This window comes from Streptosporangium sp. CA-135522 (assembly GCF_050949235.1).
Taxonomy (GTDB): Bacteria; Actinomycetota; Actinomycetes; order Streptosporangiales; family Streptosporangiaceae; genus Streptosporangium.
In genome coordinates this window covers 10,073,902-10,090,107 of record NZ_CP192026.1, presented here as the reverse complement: position 1 = coordinate 10,090,107, position 16,206 = coordinate 10,073,902, and the positions used below count along the sequence as shown (strand labels likewise).

Genomic DNA, 16,206 nt, shown 5'->3' with positions numbered 1-16,206 from the left:
CGCGGGTTATCACCACTAGGTGACGTACAGCACCCGAATCGTCGGCGCTCTCGCGCTGCTCCTTCTCGCCGGATGCTCCGCCAGCCCCGAGCAGAAGCAGGCCGCCTCGCTCAAGCCGCTCTCGGTCAAGGAGGAGACCTCCTCCATCCTCAAGGGGGATGACGGATATGTGGTGAATTGGGCGGGCGTGCTGGCCAACAGCAATCCGTGGCATTTCGGCGAGCACGTGGTGGCCACGGTGATCGCCAAGGACGCCAAGGGCAAGGAGGTCGTCCGGCTGGAGCAGCCCCTGGACGCCGTGCCACCGGCCGGGTCGCTCTCCTTCACCGGGCAGGTGGTCGCCACGGAGAAACCGTCCCAGGTGAGCATCCAATACCGCCCGGCCCAGTGGCGCCAGGCGGGCCGGATCGTCTCGGCCTTCAGGCCGTTCCCCGTCTCCGACGTGCTGACCGAACGCAGGGACGACAGCTATCTGGTCACCGGATACGTCGGCACGCCGTACCGGTTGCCGGCCGGCAGCCTGGCGGTCACCGCGCTCCTGCGGGACAAGGACGGCAAGCTACTCGGCGGCGGCAGCACGTTCGTGGACGACGTCCGCGCGGGGGGCAAGCGCCGGTTCATCCTGAACATCGAGAGCGTCCCGGACACCCGCAAGATCGCCAAGACGGAGCTGGTCGCGCGCACCTGGGGGTCGAGCAGCCGCCCCTATGAGGAACTGGCCCTGGGAGGCATCGTCCCGGTGCGCGTGGCCAAGCCGACCACGGCACCCTTCGCCAAGGACCGGGGCAACCAGATCGCGTCCAACGGCGACGCTCGGCCGTAACCGTGCCTGCCACGCGTGCCGTACGGCGAGGCGGTCCGGCGGTGCCCGCCGGACGCGGGCGTGCCGTACTCATCGGGGGTGGGCCGGTCGCGTTCCCCGGACGCGAGTGTGCCTTATTCACCGGGGGTGGGCCGGTCGCGCCCGCCGGACGTGGTCCGGCGACGCCGGTCGCCGGAAGAAGGTGACCGGCCGTCATCGGGTGCCGGGGGGAGTCCTGCCGGTCTCGCCGGCCCTGCTGCTGGCCCTGCCAATGGTCCTGCTGGCGGCGGGCTGCGGTCCGCGCCCTGGTACGCCGGACGTCCTCGCGTCGCGGAGGCCGAGTGCCATGGCGGGGTCCGCCCCCTCGCTGTCCCCCCACGTGTCGATGACGCTCGTCCCGACGCCGGAGCCGACCCCGAGCTCGCCACCGCCGCGCCCCAAGGTGCTGGTCGTCGGGCTGGACGGCGTGCGCTACGACCGGGTTCTCGCCACGAAGGCGGTTCACTTCCGGCAGCTCATGCGGGCCGGGACCTTCACCACCGGGTATCTGGACGTGCTGGAGAAGGTCCACTCCAGCAGCGGCCCGGGGTGGTCGACCGTGCTGACCGGGGTGACGCCCGACAAACACGGGGTGTACAACAATTCATTTGTCGGTCGCCAGTTTACGAAATATCCGGACTTTCTCACGCGGCTGGAAACGATCCGCCCGAGCCTGCACACCGCGGCCGTGACCGCCTGGCGATATCTGCTCGACACCGGGGCGGTCGGCGCTCTGGTCGACTGGCACGCCACCGGTCAGCTCAAGCCCTACGAGGTCGGGGCCAAGGACGCCGTCATCGTCGACAGGATGACCGATCTCATCCGGGCCAGCGATGTCGACGTCGCGTTCATGCATCTTGAGGTGACCGACGCGGTCGCGCACCGGGCGGGAGTGCTCGGTCCCGACTATCGCGGGGCGATCGAGACGGTGGACGGCTATCTCGGCCGGCTGTTCGGCGCCGTCCGCGCCAGGCCGGCCTTCGCCTCGGAGAGCTGGACGATCATCGTCACCACCGACCACGGTCACAAGGACGAAGGCGGTCACGGTGGCGTCACCCCGCACGAGCGTATGATCTTCCTGCTCGCCGCCGGGCCGGGAATTCCGCAGGGGGTACGCAGGCAAGGCGCCCGGCAGGTGGACGTGGCGGCCACGGTCTTCACCCAGCTGGGCATTCCCCTCCCGGAAAGCCTCGACGGGAAATCGCTCAGCACGATACGGCCTATCGAATAGCCATTTGTCGCAATTTACGGTGACGCGCCATAGGGTGCTATTTACTCTTGGAGATGACAGTATGGACACAGCATGTGTCAACGGATGGGAATCGCTGGAACTATCAGTTACTGACCATTTACCTTCTGTCACATGAATGACAGGGTTCTGGTCGAAGCACTTCGCGCGCGGGATCCGGGCGCCCTCGCCGCGCTCTACGATCTCCATGCCGAGAGCGTCTATCGATACTGCTGGTTCATGTCGGGCGGCCCCGACGGCGCGCAGGTGGCGCTCCGCGACACCCTGATCGCGGCCGAAGCCCACGTTCACGCGCTCGCCGACCCCGATCGGCTGAAGGCGTGGCTGTACGCGCTCGCTCGGGGGGAGTGCGTACGGCGCCGCCTGGCGACCCGCCCGGACCGGGGGCCGGCGGACCCGGTGCTCGTCGACATCGGTGACGCCGACCTGCGGGCGACGGCGCGCGCCGCCGTCGGCGGCCTTTCGCCGGAGGAGCGCGAGATCGTCGAGCTGGTCTCCCGGTACGGGCTGTCCGTCGCCGACCTCGCCGCGGTGCTGGGAGTCACGGCCAAGGCCGCCGGCACGGCGTACGAGTCGGCGCGGGAACGGCTGCGCGACGTGGTCACCGCTGAAGTCCTCGTCCGCAGGGGGCCCCACGACTGCGCGAGCCGGGCGCGGCTGCTGTCGGGCCTCGCCGGCGAGCTCACCCCGGACGCGCGCGAGCGCGTGATCCGCCATGTGAGCCGATGCGACGCCTGCACGCCGCATCGGACCAGACAGGTCTCGGCGGCCAAGGTTCTCGGCCTGCTGCCCGAGGTGGGGCTGCCGGAGACGCTGCGCGTGCGGGTGATGAGCTGCTTCGCCGATCCCGAACTCGTCCCTTACCGGCGTTACGTCGCTCGTAGGGTCGGTGCCCTGGACGCCGCCGGCTTTCCCATCGAGAGGGTTCGCCGCAACCGTCGCCGGCCTTATGCGCTGGTCGGCGCGGCGGTCGCGGTCGCGGCGGTGGCCGCGCTGGCCCTGATCTTCACGCAGTCCGTTGTGAGCCGGGAGGGGGCGATCGTCGGAGGTGCGCGGGAGACGTCCTCCGGGACCGGCGTGCCGCCGGGCGTGCGCCCGCCGTGGAGCCCCGATCCGGGAGACGCGCCGATGACCTCGGAGTCTCGCCGGGGGTGGTCGTCGGTCCGACCGATCGGCTCCATCGGTCCGGTCGTGCCGATCGCCGTCGCCAGGGACGAGCCCGTGCCCGAGTGGCGTGTCCCGACGCCCACCTCGACCGGGCGGCCACCGACCGGCCCTGACGGCTCGTCCGGCCCGACGGCGCCGCCGGTGAGGCCGTCCCCTCCCGCGGAGCCTGGTGGACCGGTGCCCGTGGAGCCGGGTACGCGGACACCGCCGGTGCTTCCCGGCCCTCCGCGGATGGGTACACCGCAAAGACCCCGACCGCCCCGTGACCACCACGGGGGCCGGCCGCCCCGACCCTGCCGCACCACTCCCGGGCCGGTGCCCACGGCATCCGAACCCGCGTCCACCCCGCCGAAACCCGCGCCGAGACCCACGCCCACTGCTCCCAGGCCCGCGCCGACCGCTCCCAGGCCCGCGCCGACCGCTCCCAGGCCGGCCCCGCCGACCGGCCGGCCCGTCACCCCGAGGCCCGCGCCGACGGCCTCGACCCCGGCCCCCACGGACCGGCCCACCGCGGCGCCGTCGCCGGCCACGCCGCCCGACCGGTCTTCGCCGGCGGGTGGACCGGCCACCTCGCCGGGAAAACCCGGCCCCAATCCTGCCGGACCGTCGCCCGCCGGGGCCTCGGCCATGAAGCCGGAAGCTTAGCCAAAACCTGCCCTCACCTCTATTGATTACGTTACGTGAGTTACATGTGTGCGAAGAGTGACTAAGGGGAATCCTGAGCTAGATCGATTGTCACGAAACGACATGTAGCGATACACGACGATTCGGGGGTGAGTGCATGCAGTCCATCGAAAGGTGCTGTCGCGCCGGCGCGGTGGTGGCGAGCCTGGCCTGCTGCCTGATCACGGGGGTGGCCGTTCCGGCCGTCGCCATGCGGGACAGGCTGGGCCCTTCGGCCGAGGAGGTCGCCAGGGCACGGTCGAAGGCCGGCGAGCGGAGTAAACAGCTCGACGAGACCACGGCACTGTTGGCGGAGGCCCGGGCCAAGCTCGGGCAGTTGTCCAGCCAGGTCAAGACGCTGATCGAGGTTGCCGACGGAGAGCGGGCCAAGGCGGCCCGAGCCGAAGACCTTCTCCGAAAGGTCAGGGGACGGCTCGGCGCCGCGAAGGCGGAGACAGAGCCGATCGCGGAGACAGCGGCGGAGCCGGTCGTGGAGGCGGCGACAGAACTGGTCGCAGAGCCGGTCGCGCCGGCGGAGACCACCCCGGAGACGGCGAAGGTCCGCAGGGCGGTGACGCTCCCCGCCGGGGACGGTGGGAGGGCCGTGCTTCCCACCGGCGGTGATGGAAGAACCGTGCTTCCCACCGGGGACGACGGAAGGACCGTGCTTCCCACCAGGGGTGACGGCGGAGCGGTCATGATCCCGCCGCACGACGACACCGCGACGGATGTGATTCCCACCTCCGGAGCAGCCCTCCCCGTTCCCGCGACCGCGGCTGTCGTCCGGGAGACGGCGGGCACGCGAGAGACGGCGGGCACGTGGGAGACGGCGGACACCCGGGAGACGGCGGCCGACCTCCAGGCACGGGCGGAGGCGGAGGCGGCCTACGCCGAGCGGTGGGCGGCTGCGGAGCGGGCGGCCGAGGCGAGAAGGGCGGCCGAGGAGGCCATGGCCGGGCAGGCCGCCGAGATCCTGCGGATCGAGGAGGAGATGGCAGGGCTGGGCAAGCAGGCGAAGACGGAGGCGAGCATCGCCCGCCGGCTCGCCGGCAAGCGGGAGGCGGTGCTCAAATGGAGCGGTGTCGCCAGGGAACGCGCCCGGCGGGGAAATCCACTCGGCGCCGCGGTGGCGCGTAAGCGGGCGCGGTTCGTCGCGGCTCGCACGGAGATGGGGCAGAGCTGGCCGCTCAACACGACCTTGCAGGCGGCGCGGGGCGACATCGCCGCAGACTGGGCGCTCACCCAGCTCGACAAGCCGTACGTGTGGGCGGCCACGGGGCCTCGCAGCTACGACTGCTCGGGCCTGACCATGCAGGCGTGGGCGCGGGCCGGGGTGACCATCGAGCACTGGACCGGCACCCAGTGGACCTCGGGGCAACATGTGCAGATCAGCCGGCTCCGCAGAGGCGACCTGCTGTTCTTCGGCCGGCTCACCCGCAACCCGGGTGACATCTCCCACGTGGGCATCTACATCGGCAGGGCCCTGATGGTGCACGCCCCGCAGACCGGCGACGTGGTCCGGGTCGCGCCGATATGGCGAAGAGATCTCATCGGCGCGACCCGTCCGGCCTGATGCTCAGTGCTCGCTGTTCTCGGCGCGCCTGATGGAGCGGACGATCTCCTCCTCGGCCTCGACCCGGCCGACCCAGTTGGCGCCCTCGACGGACTTGCCGGGCTCCAGGTCCTTGTAGACCTCGAAGAAGTGCTGGATCTCCAGGCGGTCGAACTCCGCGACGTGGTGGATGTCGCGGATGTGCTCCATCCGGGGGTCGGTGGAAGGGACGCACAGGACCTTGTCGTCGCCGCCCTTCTCGTCGGTCATCCGGAACATGCCGACGGCGCGGCACTTGATCAGGCAGCCGGGGAAGGTCGGCTCCTGAAGCAGCACCAGGGCGTCGAGGGGGTCGCCGTCCTCACCGAGGGTGTTTTCGATGAAGCCGTAGTCGGCGGGGTACTGCGTGGAGGTGAAGAGCATCCGGTCGAGCCTGATCCGCCCGGTCTCGTGGTCCACCTCGTACTTGTTCCGTTGCCCCTTGGGAATCTCAACGAGAACGTCGAACTCCACCGCTGTTCCTCCGCTCAAGCCCTCCGGGCACCCCCGGCTGGGCGTTAGTGTCTCGTAAGCGTTAATACCTGTTGGATACCGATAGATGAGAGGTCGGCGACGTCATGCGGCGCGAGCGGTGGGTGGCCTTGGTCACTCTCGTCTTGCTGCAACTGTTCGTCGTCGCGGCCGGTGCCCACCTGCTCACCAGCGGTCTGCTGGATGAGAGGGAGCAGGACGTGGCCGCTCCGGCGAAGCCGCCTCCCGTCCCGGTCATCACCGCGAGTCCGGTGCTGGCCGCGGGGGGAAGCGGACCTCTCCCCGCCAAGGGTACTTTGGCGGGGAGGCTCACCAGGGCGCTGGGTGACCCCGCGCTGGGCGGACACGTCGGCGCCGCGGTTCTCGACGCCCAGACCGGCGCCACGCTGTTCGGCAGCGGCGCCGACACCGGCATCACGCCGGCCTCCACCACCAAGCTCGTCACCTCGGTCGCCTCGCTGGCCTCCCTGGGACCCGACGCCAGGCTGAGCACACGCGTGGTCCGGGGCTCCTCGCCCGGCTCGATCGTCCTGGTCGGCGGGGGCGATCCCACCCTGACGGCCCGCAGGCCGTCCGGGGTTCCCGTCTACCCCCAGCCGGCCTCGCTCGTCGTCCTCGCCCAGCGCACCGCCCAGGCACTCAAGGCCGCCGGGACCACCAAGGCGACCGTTTCCTACGACGACAGCCTCTACACCGGGCCGCGCACCGCCACGACGTGGAAGCCCAACTACGTGCCCGAGGGCAGCGTCGCTCCCGTCACGGCGCTCATGGCCGACGAGGGCAGGGTCGCGCCGGGCAGCCGCCAGCGGGTCTCCGATCCCTCTCGCGCGGCCTGCACCGCCTTCGTCTCGTTGCTGTCGAAGTACGGCGTCTCGGTCTCCAGGTCCGCCGGCCGGTCCAAGGCCCCGGCCGGCGCCCAGGAGATCGCCAGGGTCGAGTCCGCGCCGGTCTACGCCCTCGTCGAGCGGGCGCTGACGCTCAGCGACAACGACCTGGCGGAGGCCCTGGCCAGGCAGGTGGCCCTCAAGGAGGGCAGGCCGGCCTCCTTCGACGGGGCCGCCGAGGCCGTCCGCCAGGTGCTGACCCGGCTGAAGGCGGCCGAGGGCGTCCAGATCTTCGACGGCAGCGGGCTGTCGCCCAAGAACCGCATCGCTCCCGCGAGCCTGGCCCGCCTGGTGGCGGTGGCGGTCTCTCCGGCCAATCCCCACCTGCACCCGATCGTCAGCGGCATGCCCATCGCCGGGTTCAGCGGCACCCTCGGTCACCGCTTCGCCAAGAGCGACTCCGCCTACGGGCTGATCCGCGCCAAGACCGGGACCCTCGACGGGGTCAGCGCGCTGGCCGGCATGACCACCACCGGGGACGGCCGGCTGGTGACCTTCGCCTTCATGGCGGACGACGTCCCACCGGGGTGGGGCAAGGCCGAGGCGGCCCTCGACAGGCTCGCCGCCGCCGTCGCCGCGAGCTGACCGTCGGCTCGGGGCGCGCGACTCGGAAGGAGACCGCGTACGGTGGACGTTATGCAGGTGATCGATTGGGATCTTGCCGTAGCGACCGGAACGCGCCTGGTGCGCCCCGGACCGCAAGTGAGCCGAGAGGAGGCCCGGCAGGCGGTCGCAGAGCTGCGACAACTGTCCCGTGAGGCCGAGGGGCACGTCCGGGAGTTCACCCGAATCGACACCGAGACCGCGCCGCAACCCGCGACCATCGTCGACCGGTCCGGCTGGATCAAGGCCAACGTCGAGGGGTTCCGGGTGGTGCTGGAGCCGCTGACCGCGCGGATGGCCGCGCGCAGGGACCAGACGCCGGCGATCGTGACCGCGGTGGGCTCGCGCATCACCGGGGTCGAGGTCGGCGCCGTGCTGGCCTTCCTCGCCTCCCGCGTCCTGGGCCAGTACGAACTGTTCCTCCCGCCCGACCCCTCCGGCCGGGCGGCCGCGGGCCGGCTCACCCTGGTCGCGCCCAACATCGTGCACGCCGAGCAGGAGCTCAACGTCCACCCGCGCGACTTCCGCCTGTGGGTCTGCCTGCACGAGGAGACCCACCGGGTGCAGTTCACCGGGGTCCCCTGGCTGCGGGAGTACGTCCGTTCCCAGATGACCGAGTTCCTGCTCGCCTCCGACATGGACCTGCCCATGCTCCTGGACCGGCTCCGTTCGGCGGCCGACGCGGTCGCCGACGCCGTCCGGGGTGGCGAGGGCAATCTGATCGACGCGATCCAGACCCCCGAGCAGAAGGAGATCCTCGACCGGCTCACCGCGGTGATGACCCTGGTCGAGGGCCACGGCGACTACGTCATGGACGCGGTCGGCCCCTCGGTGGTGCCCTCGGTCGCCGACATCCGGGCCAAGTTCCACCACCGCAGGGAGGGCGGCTCCCGGCTCGACCGCACGGTCCGCAAGCTGCTGGGCGTCGACCTCAAGATGAAGCAGTACGCCCAGGGGTCCACCTTCGTCCGCGCCGTCGTCGACCGCGTGGGCATGGACGGCTTCAACAAGGTCTGGACCTCCCCGGAGACCCTCCCCACGCAGGACGAGATCGCCGGTCCCGAGCAGTGGATCGCCCGGGTGATCGGCGACCGGGCCCTGCCGGAGGCCGAGGCCGGCGGCGCCGCGGGCTGAGGTCCGGGCGGAGGCGGCGGGCGCGGGCGGAGGCCGGCGACCCGCGGGTCAGGTCCGGGCGGAGGCCGGCGTCGCGGGCCGAGACCGAGGCCGGACGGCGAGTGCGGGCCGAAGCCGGACGGCGGGCGCGGGCCGAGGCTGGACAATGGCGGCATGGGTCCACCTCCCGTCGTCGCCGACGTCCGCCGTGCCGTACGGCATGCCTTGGACGATCTGGAGCCCGGCGCTCTGGTGCTGGTCGCGTGCAGCGGCGGCGCCGACTCCCTGGCGCTCGCGGCGGGGCTGGGGTTCGTGGCGCCCCGCGCCGGGCTCCGCGCCGGGCTGCTGACCGTTGATCACGCCCTTCAGGACGGCTCCGCCGACCAGGCCGCCGAGGTCGTGCGGCTCGCCGCGGGCTTGGGGCTCGACCCCGCCGAGGCGCTGGACGTGCGCGTCGGGGTCTCCGGGGGGCCTGAGGCGGCGGCCCGGGAGGCACGGTACGCGGCGCTGTCGCGGGCGGCGGGGCGGCTGGGGGCGGCGGTGGTGCTCCTCGGGCACACCAGGGACGACCAGGCCGAGACCGTGCTGCTGCGGCTGGCGCGGGGAAGCGGGACGCGGTCGCTGGCGGGGATGCCCGCGCGGGCGGGGCTCTACCGCCGGCCGCTGCTGGATCTCGGCCGGGAGACGACGGTGGCGGCCTGCGCGGCGCTCGGGCTGTCGCCGTGGGACGACCCGCACAACCTCGATCCCCGTTACACCCGCGTCCGGGTCCGCGAGCGGCTGCTGCCCGCTCTTGAGGAAGAGCTCGGTCCCGGGATCGCCGAGGCGCTCGCCCGGACCGCGGCCCTGTGCCGGGACGACGCCGACGCGCTCGACGGCTGGGCCGACGCCGCCTACGCGCGGGCGGTCGTGTCCGATTCCGCTCTAAGCGATATCGGGGCGGTGGCCGTGGCCGTGGCGGAGCTGAAAGATCTACCCGCCGCGGTGCGGCGGCGGGTTTTGCGGCGGGCCGCGATCGAGACCGGGGCTCCGCCGGGCACGCTCGCCGCCTCGCACGTCCTGCAGGTGGACCGTCTGGTCACCGGCTGGAAGGGGCAACGGCGGGTGGAGGTGCCCGGGGGGATTGGGGTGGTCCGCCGGTATGGCACCCTGATATTCGCCAGACAGTCAGTCAGCCCCTTCTCGTAAGGAAATCCCAGGTGGACGCAGCCGACATGGGCAAGGACCTCTCGAAGGTCCTCATCCCGGAGGAAGAGCTCCAGGCAAAGATCAAGGAGCTCGCGAGCCGGATCGACGAGGATTACGCGGGCAAGGACCTGCTGATCGTGGGGGTGCTCAAGGGCGCGGTCATGGTCATGGCCGACCTGGCCAGAGCCCTGCACGTGCCGGTCCAGATGGACTGGATGGCCGTCTCGTCCTACGGCGCGGGCACCAAGTCCTCGGGCGTCGTGCGCGTGCTGAAGGACCTCGACACCGACATCGCCGGCCGGCACGTGCTGGTCGTCGAGGACATCATCGACTCCGGCCTGACCCTGTCATGGCTGGTGCACAACCTGAAGTCGCGCAACCCCGCCTCCGTCGAGATCTGCGCCGCGCTGCGGAAGCCGGACGCGGTCAAGGTGCCGATCGATGTGAAATACATCGGTTTCGACATTCCCAATGAGTTCGTCATCGGTTACGGCCTCGACTACGCAGAGCGATACCGCAACCTTCCTTTCATCGGGACCCTTGCTCCGCATGTGTATGGAGCGGGCTGAAAAAGTACGCCCTGCGCGAAGCACGCCCCTCCACGGGGGCGACATTGCTCATAGCGGCGGGGAACACGGGCCTACTTGACGTACGTTGGTAGGGCAAAGCCGGTACCGTCCGGGCAGTTACCGTGCCCGGCACACCGGTGTACCTTCGGACACCGAAGAGATGACCTTGCGAGGCGTCTCTGGGGAGTCAGTTGGAGCGGTTAGGGATACCGCGAACCCCGGGTCAGCCCGGGGTGCCAGGCCTTGGTCAGGAAGGGACGGGCCCGCCGGGGTTCCGCATCGGATGGATCTCAAGCGATTTACACGTGGCCCACTGCTGTGGATCCTGGGCATCGTCGTACTGCTTCTTCTCGTCACCACGATGTGGAGCGGAGACGGCAGCTTCGAGAAGAAGGACACCTCCCAGATCATCAGCTGGATCGATGAGGGCAAGGTCTCCAACGCGAAGATCATCGACAAGGATCAGCGCATCGAGGTCACTCTGACCGACAAGAAGCGCTATTACTCCTCGTGGGTGACCGGGCAGGGAGTCCAGCTCGCCGACAAGCTCGAAACCGCCTCGAAGAGCGGCAAGCTCCCCGATGGTTACACCGTCGACGTGCCGAAGGAGAATTTCCTCCTCGGCCTCCTGGTGAGCTTCCTGCCGATCGTCATCATCGTGCTGATCTTCCTGTTCATCATGAACCAGATGCAGGGCGGCGGCTCCCGGGTGATGAACTTCGGCAAGTCGAAGGCCAAGCTCATCACGAAGGACACCCCGAAGACCACCTTCGCCGACGTCGCGGGCGCCGACGAGGCCATCGAGGAGCTCCAGGAGATCAAGGAGTTCCTCCAGGCCCCGGCCAAGTTCCAGGCGATCGGCGCCAAGATCCCCAAGGGCGTCCTGCTCTACGGCCCGCCCGGAACCGGTAAGACCCTGCTCGCCAGGGCCGTCGCCGGTGAGGCCGGTGTGCCGTTCTACTCGATCTCCGGTTCCGACTTCGTCGAGATGTTCGTCGGTGTCGGCGCCTCGCGAGTGCGTGACCTGTTCGAGCAGGCCAAGGCGAACGCGCCGGCCATCATCTTCATCGACGAGATCGACGCGGTGGGCCGCCACCGCGGCGCCGGTCTCGGCGGCGGGCACGACGAGCGTGAGCAGACGCTGAACCAGCTCCTGGTGGAGATGGACGGCTTCGACGTCAAGGGCGGCGTGATCCTGATCGCCGCGACCAACCGGCCCGACATCCTCGACCCGGCGCTGCTGCGTCCCGGTCGTTTCGACCGCCAGGTCACCGTCGACCGCCCCGACCTGGAGGGCCGCAAGGGCATCCTCCGGGTGCACGGCCGCGGCAAGCCGTTCGCCGAGGGCGTCGACCTCGACGTCATCGCCCGCCGGACGCCCGGGTTCACCGGTGCCGACCTGGCCAACGTGATCAACGAGGCCGCGCTGCTCACCGCCCGCGCGGACCAGAAGCTGATCACGATGGAGATGCTCGAGGAGTCCATCGACCGCGTCATGGCCGGCCCCGAGCGCAAGTCGCGCGTGATGTCGGACCAGGAAAAGAAGATCATCGCGTACCACGAGGGTGGTCACGCCCTGGTCGCGCACGCGCTGCCCAACTCCGACCCGGTTCACAAGATCACGATCCTGTCCCGCGGTCGCGCCCTCGGTTACACGATGACGCTGCCGATGGAGGACAAGTTCCTCGCGACCCGCTCGGAGATGCTGGACCAGCTCGCGATGCTGCTGGGCGGCCGTACGGCGGAGGAGCTCGTGTTCCACGAGCCCACCACCGGCGCCTCCAACGACATCGAGAAGGCCACCTCCATCGCCCGCCGTATGGTCACCGAGTACGGCATGAGCGAGCAGCTCGGCGCCCGCAAGTTCGGCTCCGGCCAGGCGGAGGTCTTCCTCGGCCGTGAGATGGGTCACGAGCGCGACTACTCCGAGAAGATCGCTTCCACGATCGACGAGGAGGTGCGCCGCCTGATCGAGGCCGGGCACGACCAGGCCTGGGAGATCCTCGTCGAATACCGCGACGTCCTGGACAACCTCGTGCTTGAGCTGATGGAGAAGGAGACGCTCTCCCGCGAGCAGGTGCTGCAGATCTTCGCGCCGGTGGTCGTCAAGGAGAAGCGCCCCTCCTACTCCGGTTACGGCAAGCGGCTCCCCTCGGACCGCCCGCCGATCCTGACCCCGAAGGAGCAGTCCGGCAACGGCGCGCTCCCCGCGGGTGCGGGCCACACCGACTCCGTGCCCAGGGACGGGAACTGAGCGTGAGCGTCAATCCGCTGCGGGTCGACTCGGCCCGGATCGAGAAGGCCGTCCGCGAGATTCTGATCGCGCTCGGTGAGGATCCGGACCGGGACGGTCTGCAGGACACCCCGGCCCGCGTCGCCCGCGCCTACGCGGAGCAGTTCGCCGGGCTGGGGCAGACCCCCCAAGACGTGCTGACCACGGTCTTCGACGTCGACCACGACGAGATGGTGCTCGTGCGCGACATCGAGGTCTACTCGACCTGCGAGCACCACCTGGTGCCGTTCCACGGCGTCGCCCACGTCGGCTACATCCCGAACGAGAAGGGGCAGGTGACCGGCCTGTCCAAGCTCGCCCGGCTGGTCGACGTCTACGCCCGCCGCCCCCAGGTGCAGGAGCGGATGACCTCCCAGATCGCCGACGCGCTCATGAGCGTGCTGGAGCCTCGCGGGGTCATCGTCGTGATCGAGTGCGAGCACCTCTGCATGACCATGCGCGGTGTCCGCAAGCCCGGTGCGAAGACCATCACCTCGGCCGTGCGCGGGGACTTCCGTACCAGCGACAAGACCCGCGCCGAGGCGATGGCGCTCATCCTGCGCTGAGCCTTCGAACCCTTGCCCGTAGAGATCTCACCTTGTTCGGGCCGCTACGGCGGCCTGAACAAGGTTTCTGCGTTATGGCCCGGTTCGAAAGGCCTCCAACCCCACCTCGCTCGGGCTAATATCTCCACACTTGCCAAGGTCCGGCATGCTCCGAACGCCCTTCGATCGGCTGACCGAGACAGACGCGGAGCTCGACGAAGGTTCAGGATCTGGGTGAAAGAACGCATGGCCGGCGGATGCCCGCGGTGGCGGGCCGACCGGCGGCCGCCTGCCGTGAAATGGACGGGCTGATTCGTTATGGCACAAGCTGGACCCGCGAGATGGGCGAAGAGTGGGCAACGCCTAGGCTTGTCCGCATGACTACGTGGAATGTGCCGGGGATGCCCGATAAGGGCAGATGCCTGGTGATGGGCGTGGTCAACGTGACCCCCGACTCCTTCTCCGACGGCGGGCAGTGGTTCGACCCGGCGACGGCCGTACGGCACGGCCTGGATCTCGTCGAGCAGGGCGCCGACATCGTCGACGTGGGCGGGGAGTCCACCAGGCCCGGGGCGGCGCGGGTGTCGCTCGAAGAGGAGCTGGCCAGGGTCGAGCCGGTCATCAGGGAGCTGAGCCGTGCGGGTGTCACGGTCAGCGTCGACACCATGCGGGCCGAGGTCGCGCAGGCGGCTGTGGCGGCCGGGGCGAAGCTGGTCAACGACGTCAGCGGAGGCCTGGCCGACCCGGCGATGCCACGGGTCGTCGCCACGTCCGGAGTGCCGTATGTGGTGATGCACTGGCGGGGTCACAGTCACGCCATGAACAGCCGGGCCGTCTACGGTGACGTCGTCACCGAGGTCCGGGAGGAGATCTCCAAACGGATCGCCTCCGTGCTGGCCGAGGGGGTGGCCGAAAACCAGATCGTGCTGGACCCGGGACTGGGCTTCTCCAAGAACCCCGAGCACAACTGGGCGCTGCTCGCAGGGCTGGACCAGCTCGCCGAGCTGGGCTACCCGCTGATCATCGGAGCGTCGCGCAAGCGTTTCCTGGGCCGGCTGCTCGCCGGCCCGGACGGCACGCCGCGTCCTTTCAGCCACAGTGATGACGCCACGCTCGCCGTGACCGCCCTCGTCGCCCAGGCGGGGGCATGGTGCGTGCGGGTCCATGACGTACGCCCGAACGCGGACGCCGTCCGCGTGGCTGCCGCAGTTCAGGGAGCGAGAGTATGAGCGTCGACACCACCGCCGTCGAGACGGTCAATCAGGCGTTCTACACCGCGATCGAGAACGCCGACCTCGACCGGATGACCGAGATCTGGGCCGAGGACATCGACGGTGAGCAGGTCAGCTGCGTGCATCCGGGATGGCCGATCGTGAACGGCCGGCAGGAGGTGCTGCGCTCCTGGGCGCTCATCATGGCCAACACCCCCTACATCCAGTTCGTGCTGACCGACGTGCGTGTCATGGTCCTGGGCGACGTGGCCATCCTCACCTGCGAGGAGAACATCCTCACCGCGGGCGAGGAGGGTGACTCCAGCTTCGCCGCGGGCAAGGTGATAGCGAGCAACACCTTCGTCAGGACGTCGGCGGGATGGCGGCTGTGGCTGCACCACGGCTCACCGGTGTTGCAAGGTGAAGAGGACGAGGAAGAGGAAGCCGCGTGACGGACCGGATCAGCGTCAAGGGACTGCGGGCGCGAGGGCGGCACGGCGTGCTGGCGGCCGAGCGCGAGCTCGGTCAGGAGTTCATCGTCGATGCCACGCTCTTCCTCGACACCGCGCCCGCGGCGGCCGGAGACGACCTGACCAGGACCGTGCACTACGGCGAGCTCGCCCAGGACCTGGTGAAGGTGGTGGAGGGCGAGCCGGTCAACCTGATCGAAACCCTGGCGCAGCGTCTGGCGGACGTCTGCCTGGCCCGCGAGCAGGTGCTGGCGGCCGAGGTGAGCGTGCACAAGCCGGCCGCGCCGATCCCGCTGCCGTTCGACGACGTGATCGTGACGATCACGCGGAGCCGGGCATGAAGGTCGTGCTGGCGCTCGGCAGTAACCTGGGCGAGCGGTTCGACACGCTGCAGGGCGCGCTCGACGTGCTCTTCGACGCGCCCGAGCTCGACTTCGTCGAGGTCTCGCCGGTCTACGAGACCGATCCGGTCGGTGGTCCCGAGCAGGGCCCCTACCTCAACGCGGTGGTGATCGCGCAGACGACCCTGGAGCCCCGGACACTCCTCGATCGTGCACAGGGTGTGGAGAACGCCTTCGGCCGGGTCAGGGCGGAGCGCTGGGGAGCGCGCACGCTCGACGTCGACCTGATCGCGGTGGGCGACGTCGTCTCGGACGACCCCGATCTGACGTTGCCGCACCCCCGGGCGCACGAGCGCGCGTTCGTGCTGGTGCCGTGGTCGCAGGCCGATCCGGACGCGGTCCTGTCCGGGCGCAGGGTCACCGACCTGCTGGCCGGGCTCGACCAGGACTACGTGCGGCTGCGCGCCGACCTCACGCTGCAGAGGCCTCTGTGAAACCCACCCGTCCCGGCCTGCTGGTCGGTCTCATCGTCGTGTTCGCGATCCTCACCTGGGCCCTGCTGAACCAGCTCTACTCGTCTCTGCCGACCGTGCCATGGACGGCGATCCCCACGGTGCTGCTGCTGGCGATCGGCGAGATCTACAGCGGGTGGATGACGAAGGCCAGGATCGAGCGCAAGGGCGACACCAGACCCGTCGAGCCGCTGGCCGTGGCCCGGCTCGCGGCCCTCGCCAAGGCCTCCGCGTACGGCGGAGCGGTCTTCGGCGGCGTCTTCGCCGGGTTCACCGTCTACACCGCCGACCTGCTGGAGCAGGGCGTGCCCCGTCGCGACTTCCTCATCGCCGGCGGTTCGTTCGTCGGCTGCGTGCTGCTGGTCTGCGCGGCCCTCTACCTGGAGTATTGCTGCAAGGTGCCGAAGGACTCCTCCGAGGAGGGACGCTAGCCTCCCCGCCCGGCTCCGGGAGCCCCGGGGCGCGGCCCCGGGGTCATGCTCCGCGCAGGTGGGC

General features: G+C 70.2%; 16 protein-coding genes. 15 read left to right on the top strand and 1 reads right to left on the bottom strand.

Annotated elements, in window-relative coordinates; all coding sequences use genetic code 11:
- Nucleotides 1-19: 19 nt before the first annotated feature.
- The 4 genes from ACQPYK_RS47290 (at nucleotide 20) to ACQPYK_RS47275 (ending at nucleotide 5,493) form a co-directional block, all read left to right on the top strand.
- Nucleotides 20-823, top strand: coding sequence for a hypothetical protein (locus ACQPYK_RS47290; protein ID WP_433247585.1), 804 nt, complete (start codon nucleotides 20-22; stop codon nucleotides 821-823).
- A gap of 181 nt (nucleotides 824-1,004) precedes the next feature.
- Nucleotides 1,005-2,072 carry an alkaline phosphatase family protein gene (locus ACQPYK_RS47285; RefSeq protein WP_433247582.1) on the top strand — a complete coding sequence of 356 codons (1,068 nt, stop codon included), beginning with the start codon at nucleotides 1,005-1,007 and terminating at the stop codon, nucleotides 2,070-2,072.
- A gap of 132 nt (nucleotides 2,073-2,204) precedes the next feature.
- The gene (locus tag ACQPYK_RS47280) at nucleotides 2,205-3,902 is read left to right on the top strand and encodes a sigma factor-like helix-turn-helix DNA-binding protein (protein WP_433247580.1); all 1,698 of its coding nucleotides are present in this window, start codon (nucleotides 2,205-2,207) and stop codon (nucleotides 3,900-3,902) included.
- 136 nt (nucleotides 3,903-4,038) lie between these two features.
- Entirely contained in the window at nucleotides 4,039-5,493 is a 1,455-nt protein-coding gene (locus ACQPYK_RS47275) for an NlpC/P60 family protein (protein ID WP_433247577.1), read from the top strand.
- A gap of 3 nt (nucleotides 5,494-5,496) precedes the next feature.
- Here ACQPYK_RS47275 and ACQPYK_RS47270 read toward each other — a convergent pair whose 3' ends face one another.
- On the bottom strand, nucleotides 5,497-5,985 hold the full coding sequence (locus tag ACQPYK_RS47270; protein ID WP_433247574.1) for an inorganic diphosphatase: 489 nt from the start codon (nucleotides 5,983-5,985) through the stop codon (nucleotides 5,497-5,499).
- A 122-nt stretch (nucleotides 5,986-6,107) separates the two neighbouring features.
- Between ACQPYK_RS47270 and dacB the strand changes: the two genes are divergently transcribed.
- The 11 genes from dacB (at nucleotide 6,108) to ACQPYK_RS47215 (ending at nucleotide 16,142) form a co-directional block, all read left to right on the top strand.
- Complete coding sequence (gene dacB / locus ACQPYK_RS47265) at nucleotides 6,108-7,472, top strand: D-alanyl-D-alanine carboxypeptidase/D-alanyl-D-alanine endopeptidase (protein WP_433259121.1); 1,365 nt, start codon at nucleotides 6,108-6,110, stop codon at nucleotides 7,470-7,472.
- 51 nt (nucleotides 7,473-7,523) lie between these two features.
- Nucleotides 7,524-8,624 carry a zinc-dependent metalloprotease gene (locus ACQPYK_RS47260; protein ID WP_433247571.1) on the top strand — a complete coding sequence of 367 codons (1,101 nt, stop codon included), beginning with the start codon at nucleotides 7,524-7,526 and terminating at the stop codon, nucleotides 8,622-8,624.
- Between the two features lie 153 nt (nucleotides 8,625-8,777).
- Nucleotides 8,778-9,791 carry a tRNA lysidine(34) synthetase TilS gene (gene tilS / locus ACQPYK_RS47255; protein WP_433247568.1) on the top strand — a complete coding sequence of 338 codons (1,014 nt, stop codon included), beginning with the start codon at nucleotides 8,778-8,780 and terminating at the stop codon, nucleotides 9,789-9,791.
- A gap of 11 nt (nucleotides 9,792-9,802) precedes the next feature.
- Nucleotides 9,803-10,360 carry a hypoxanthine phosphoribosyltransferase gene (hpt, locus tag ACQPYK_RS47250; RefSeq protein WP_218919784.1) on the top strand — a complete coding sequence of 186 codons (558 nt, stop codon included), beginning with the start codon at nucleotides 9,803-9,805 and terminating at the stop codon, nucleotides 10,358-10,360.
- Nucleotides 10,361-10,643: 283 nt separating this feature from the next.
- On the top strand, nucleotides 10,644-12,614 hold the full coding sequence (gene ftsH, locus ACQPYK_RS47245) for an ATP-dependent zinc metalloprotease FtsH (RefSeq protein ID WP_433247564.1): 1,971 nt from the start codon (nucleotides 10,644-10,646) through the stop codon (nucleotides 12,612-12,614).
- Between the two features lie 2 nt (nucleotides 12,615-12,616).
- Nucleotides 12,617-13,198 (top strand): GTP cyclohydrolase I FolE, encoded by a 582-nt coding sequence (folE, locus tag ACQPYK_RS47240; RefSeq protein WP_433247561.1) that lies wholly within the window; start codon nucleotides 12,617-12,619, stop codon nucleotides 13,196-13,198.
- 356 nt (nucleotides 13,199-13,554) lie between these two features.
- A complete protein-coding gene (gene folP / locus ACQPYK_RS47235; protein WP_433247558.1) occupies nucleotides 13,555-14,406 on the top strand; it encodes a dihydropteroate synthase in 852 nt (283 codons plus the stop codon).
- Nucleotides 14,403-14,840, top strand: coding sequence for a nuclear transport factor 2 family protein (locus tag ACQPYK_RS47230; protein WP_433247555.1), 438 nt, complete (start codon nucleotides 14,403-14,405; stop codon nucleotides 14,838-14,840). The genes folP and ACQPYK_RS47230 overlap by 4 nt, the downstream gene beginning before the upstream one ends.
- Entirely contained in the window at nucleotides 14,837-15,199 is a 363-nt protein-coding gene (gene folB, locus ACQPYK_RS47225) for a dihydroneopterin aldolase (protein WP_433247552.1), read from the top strand. The genes ACQPYK_RS47230 and folB overlap by 4 nt, the downstream gene beginning before the upstream one ends.
- Nucleotides 15,196-15,693, top strand: coding sequence for a 2-amino-4-hydroxy-6-hydroxymethyldihydropteridine diphosphokinase (folK, locus tag ACQPYK_RS47220; RefSeq protein WP_433247549.1), 498 nt, complete (start codon nucleotides 15,196-15,198; stop codon nucleotides 15,691-15,693). Before folB ends, folK begins: the two co-directional genes overlap by 4 nt.
- On the top strand, nucleotides 15,690-16,142 hold the full coding sequence (locus tag ACQPYK_RS47215) for a DUF3180 domain-containing protein (RefSeq protein WP_433247546.1): 453 nt from the start codon (nucleotides 15,690-15,692) through the stop codon (nucleotides 16,140-16,142). The genes folK and ACQPYK_RS47215 overlap by 4 nt, the downstream gene beginning before the upstream one ends.
- Nucleotides 16,143-16,206: the final 64 nt, after the last annotated feature.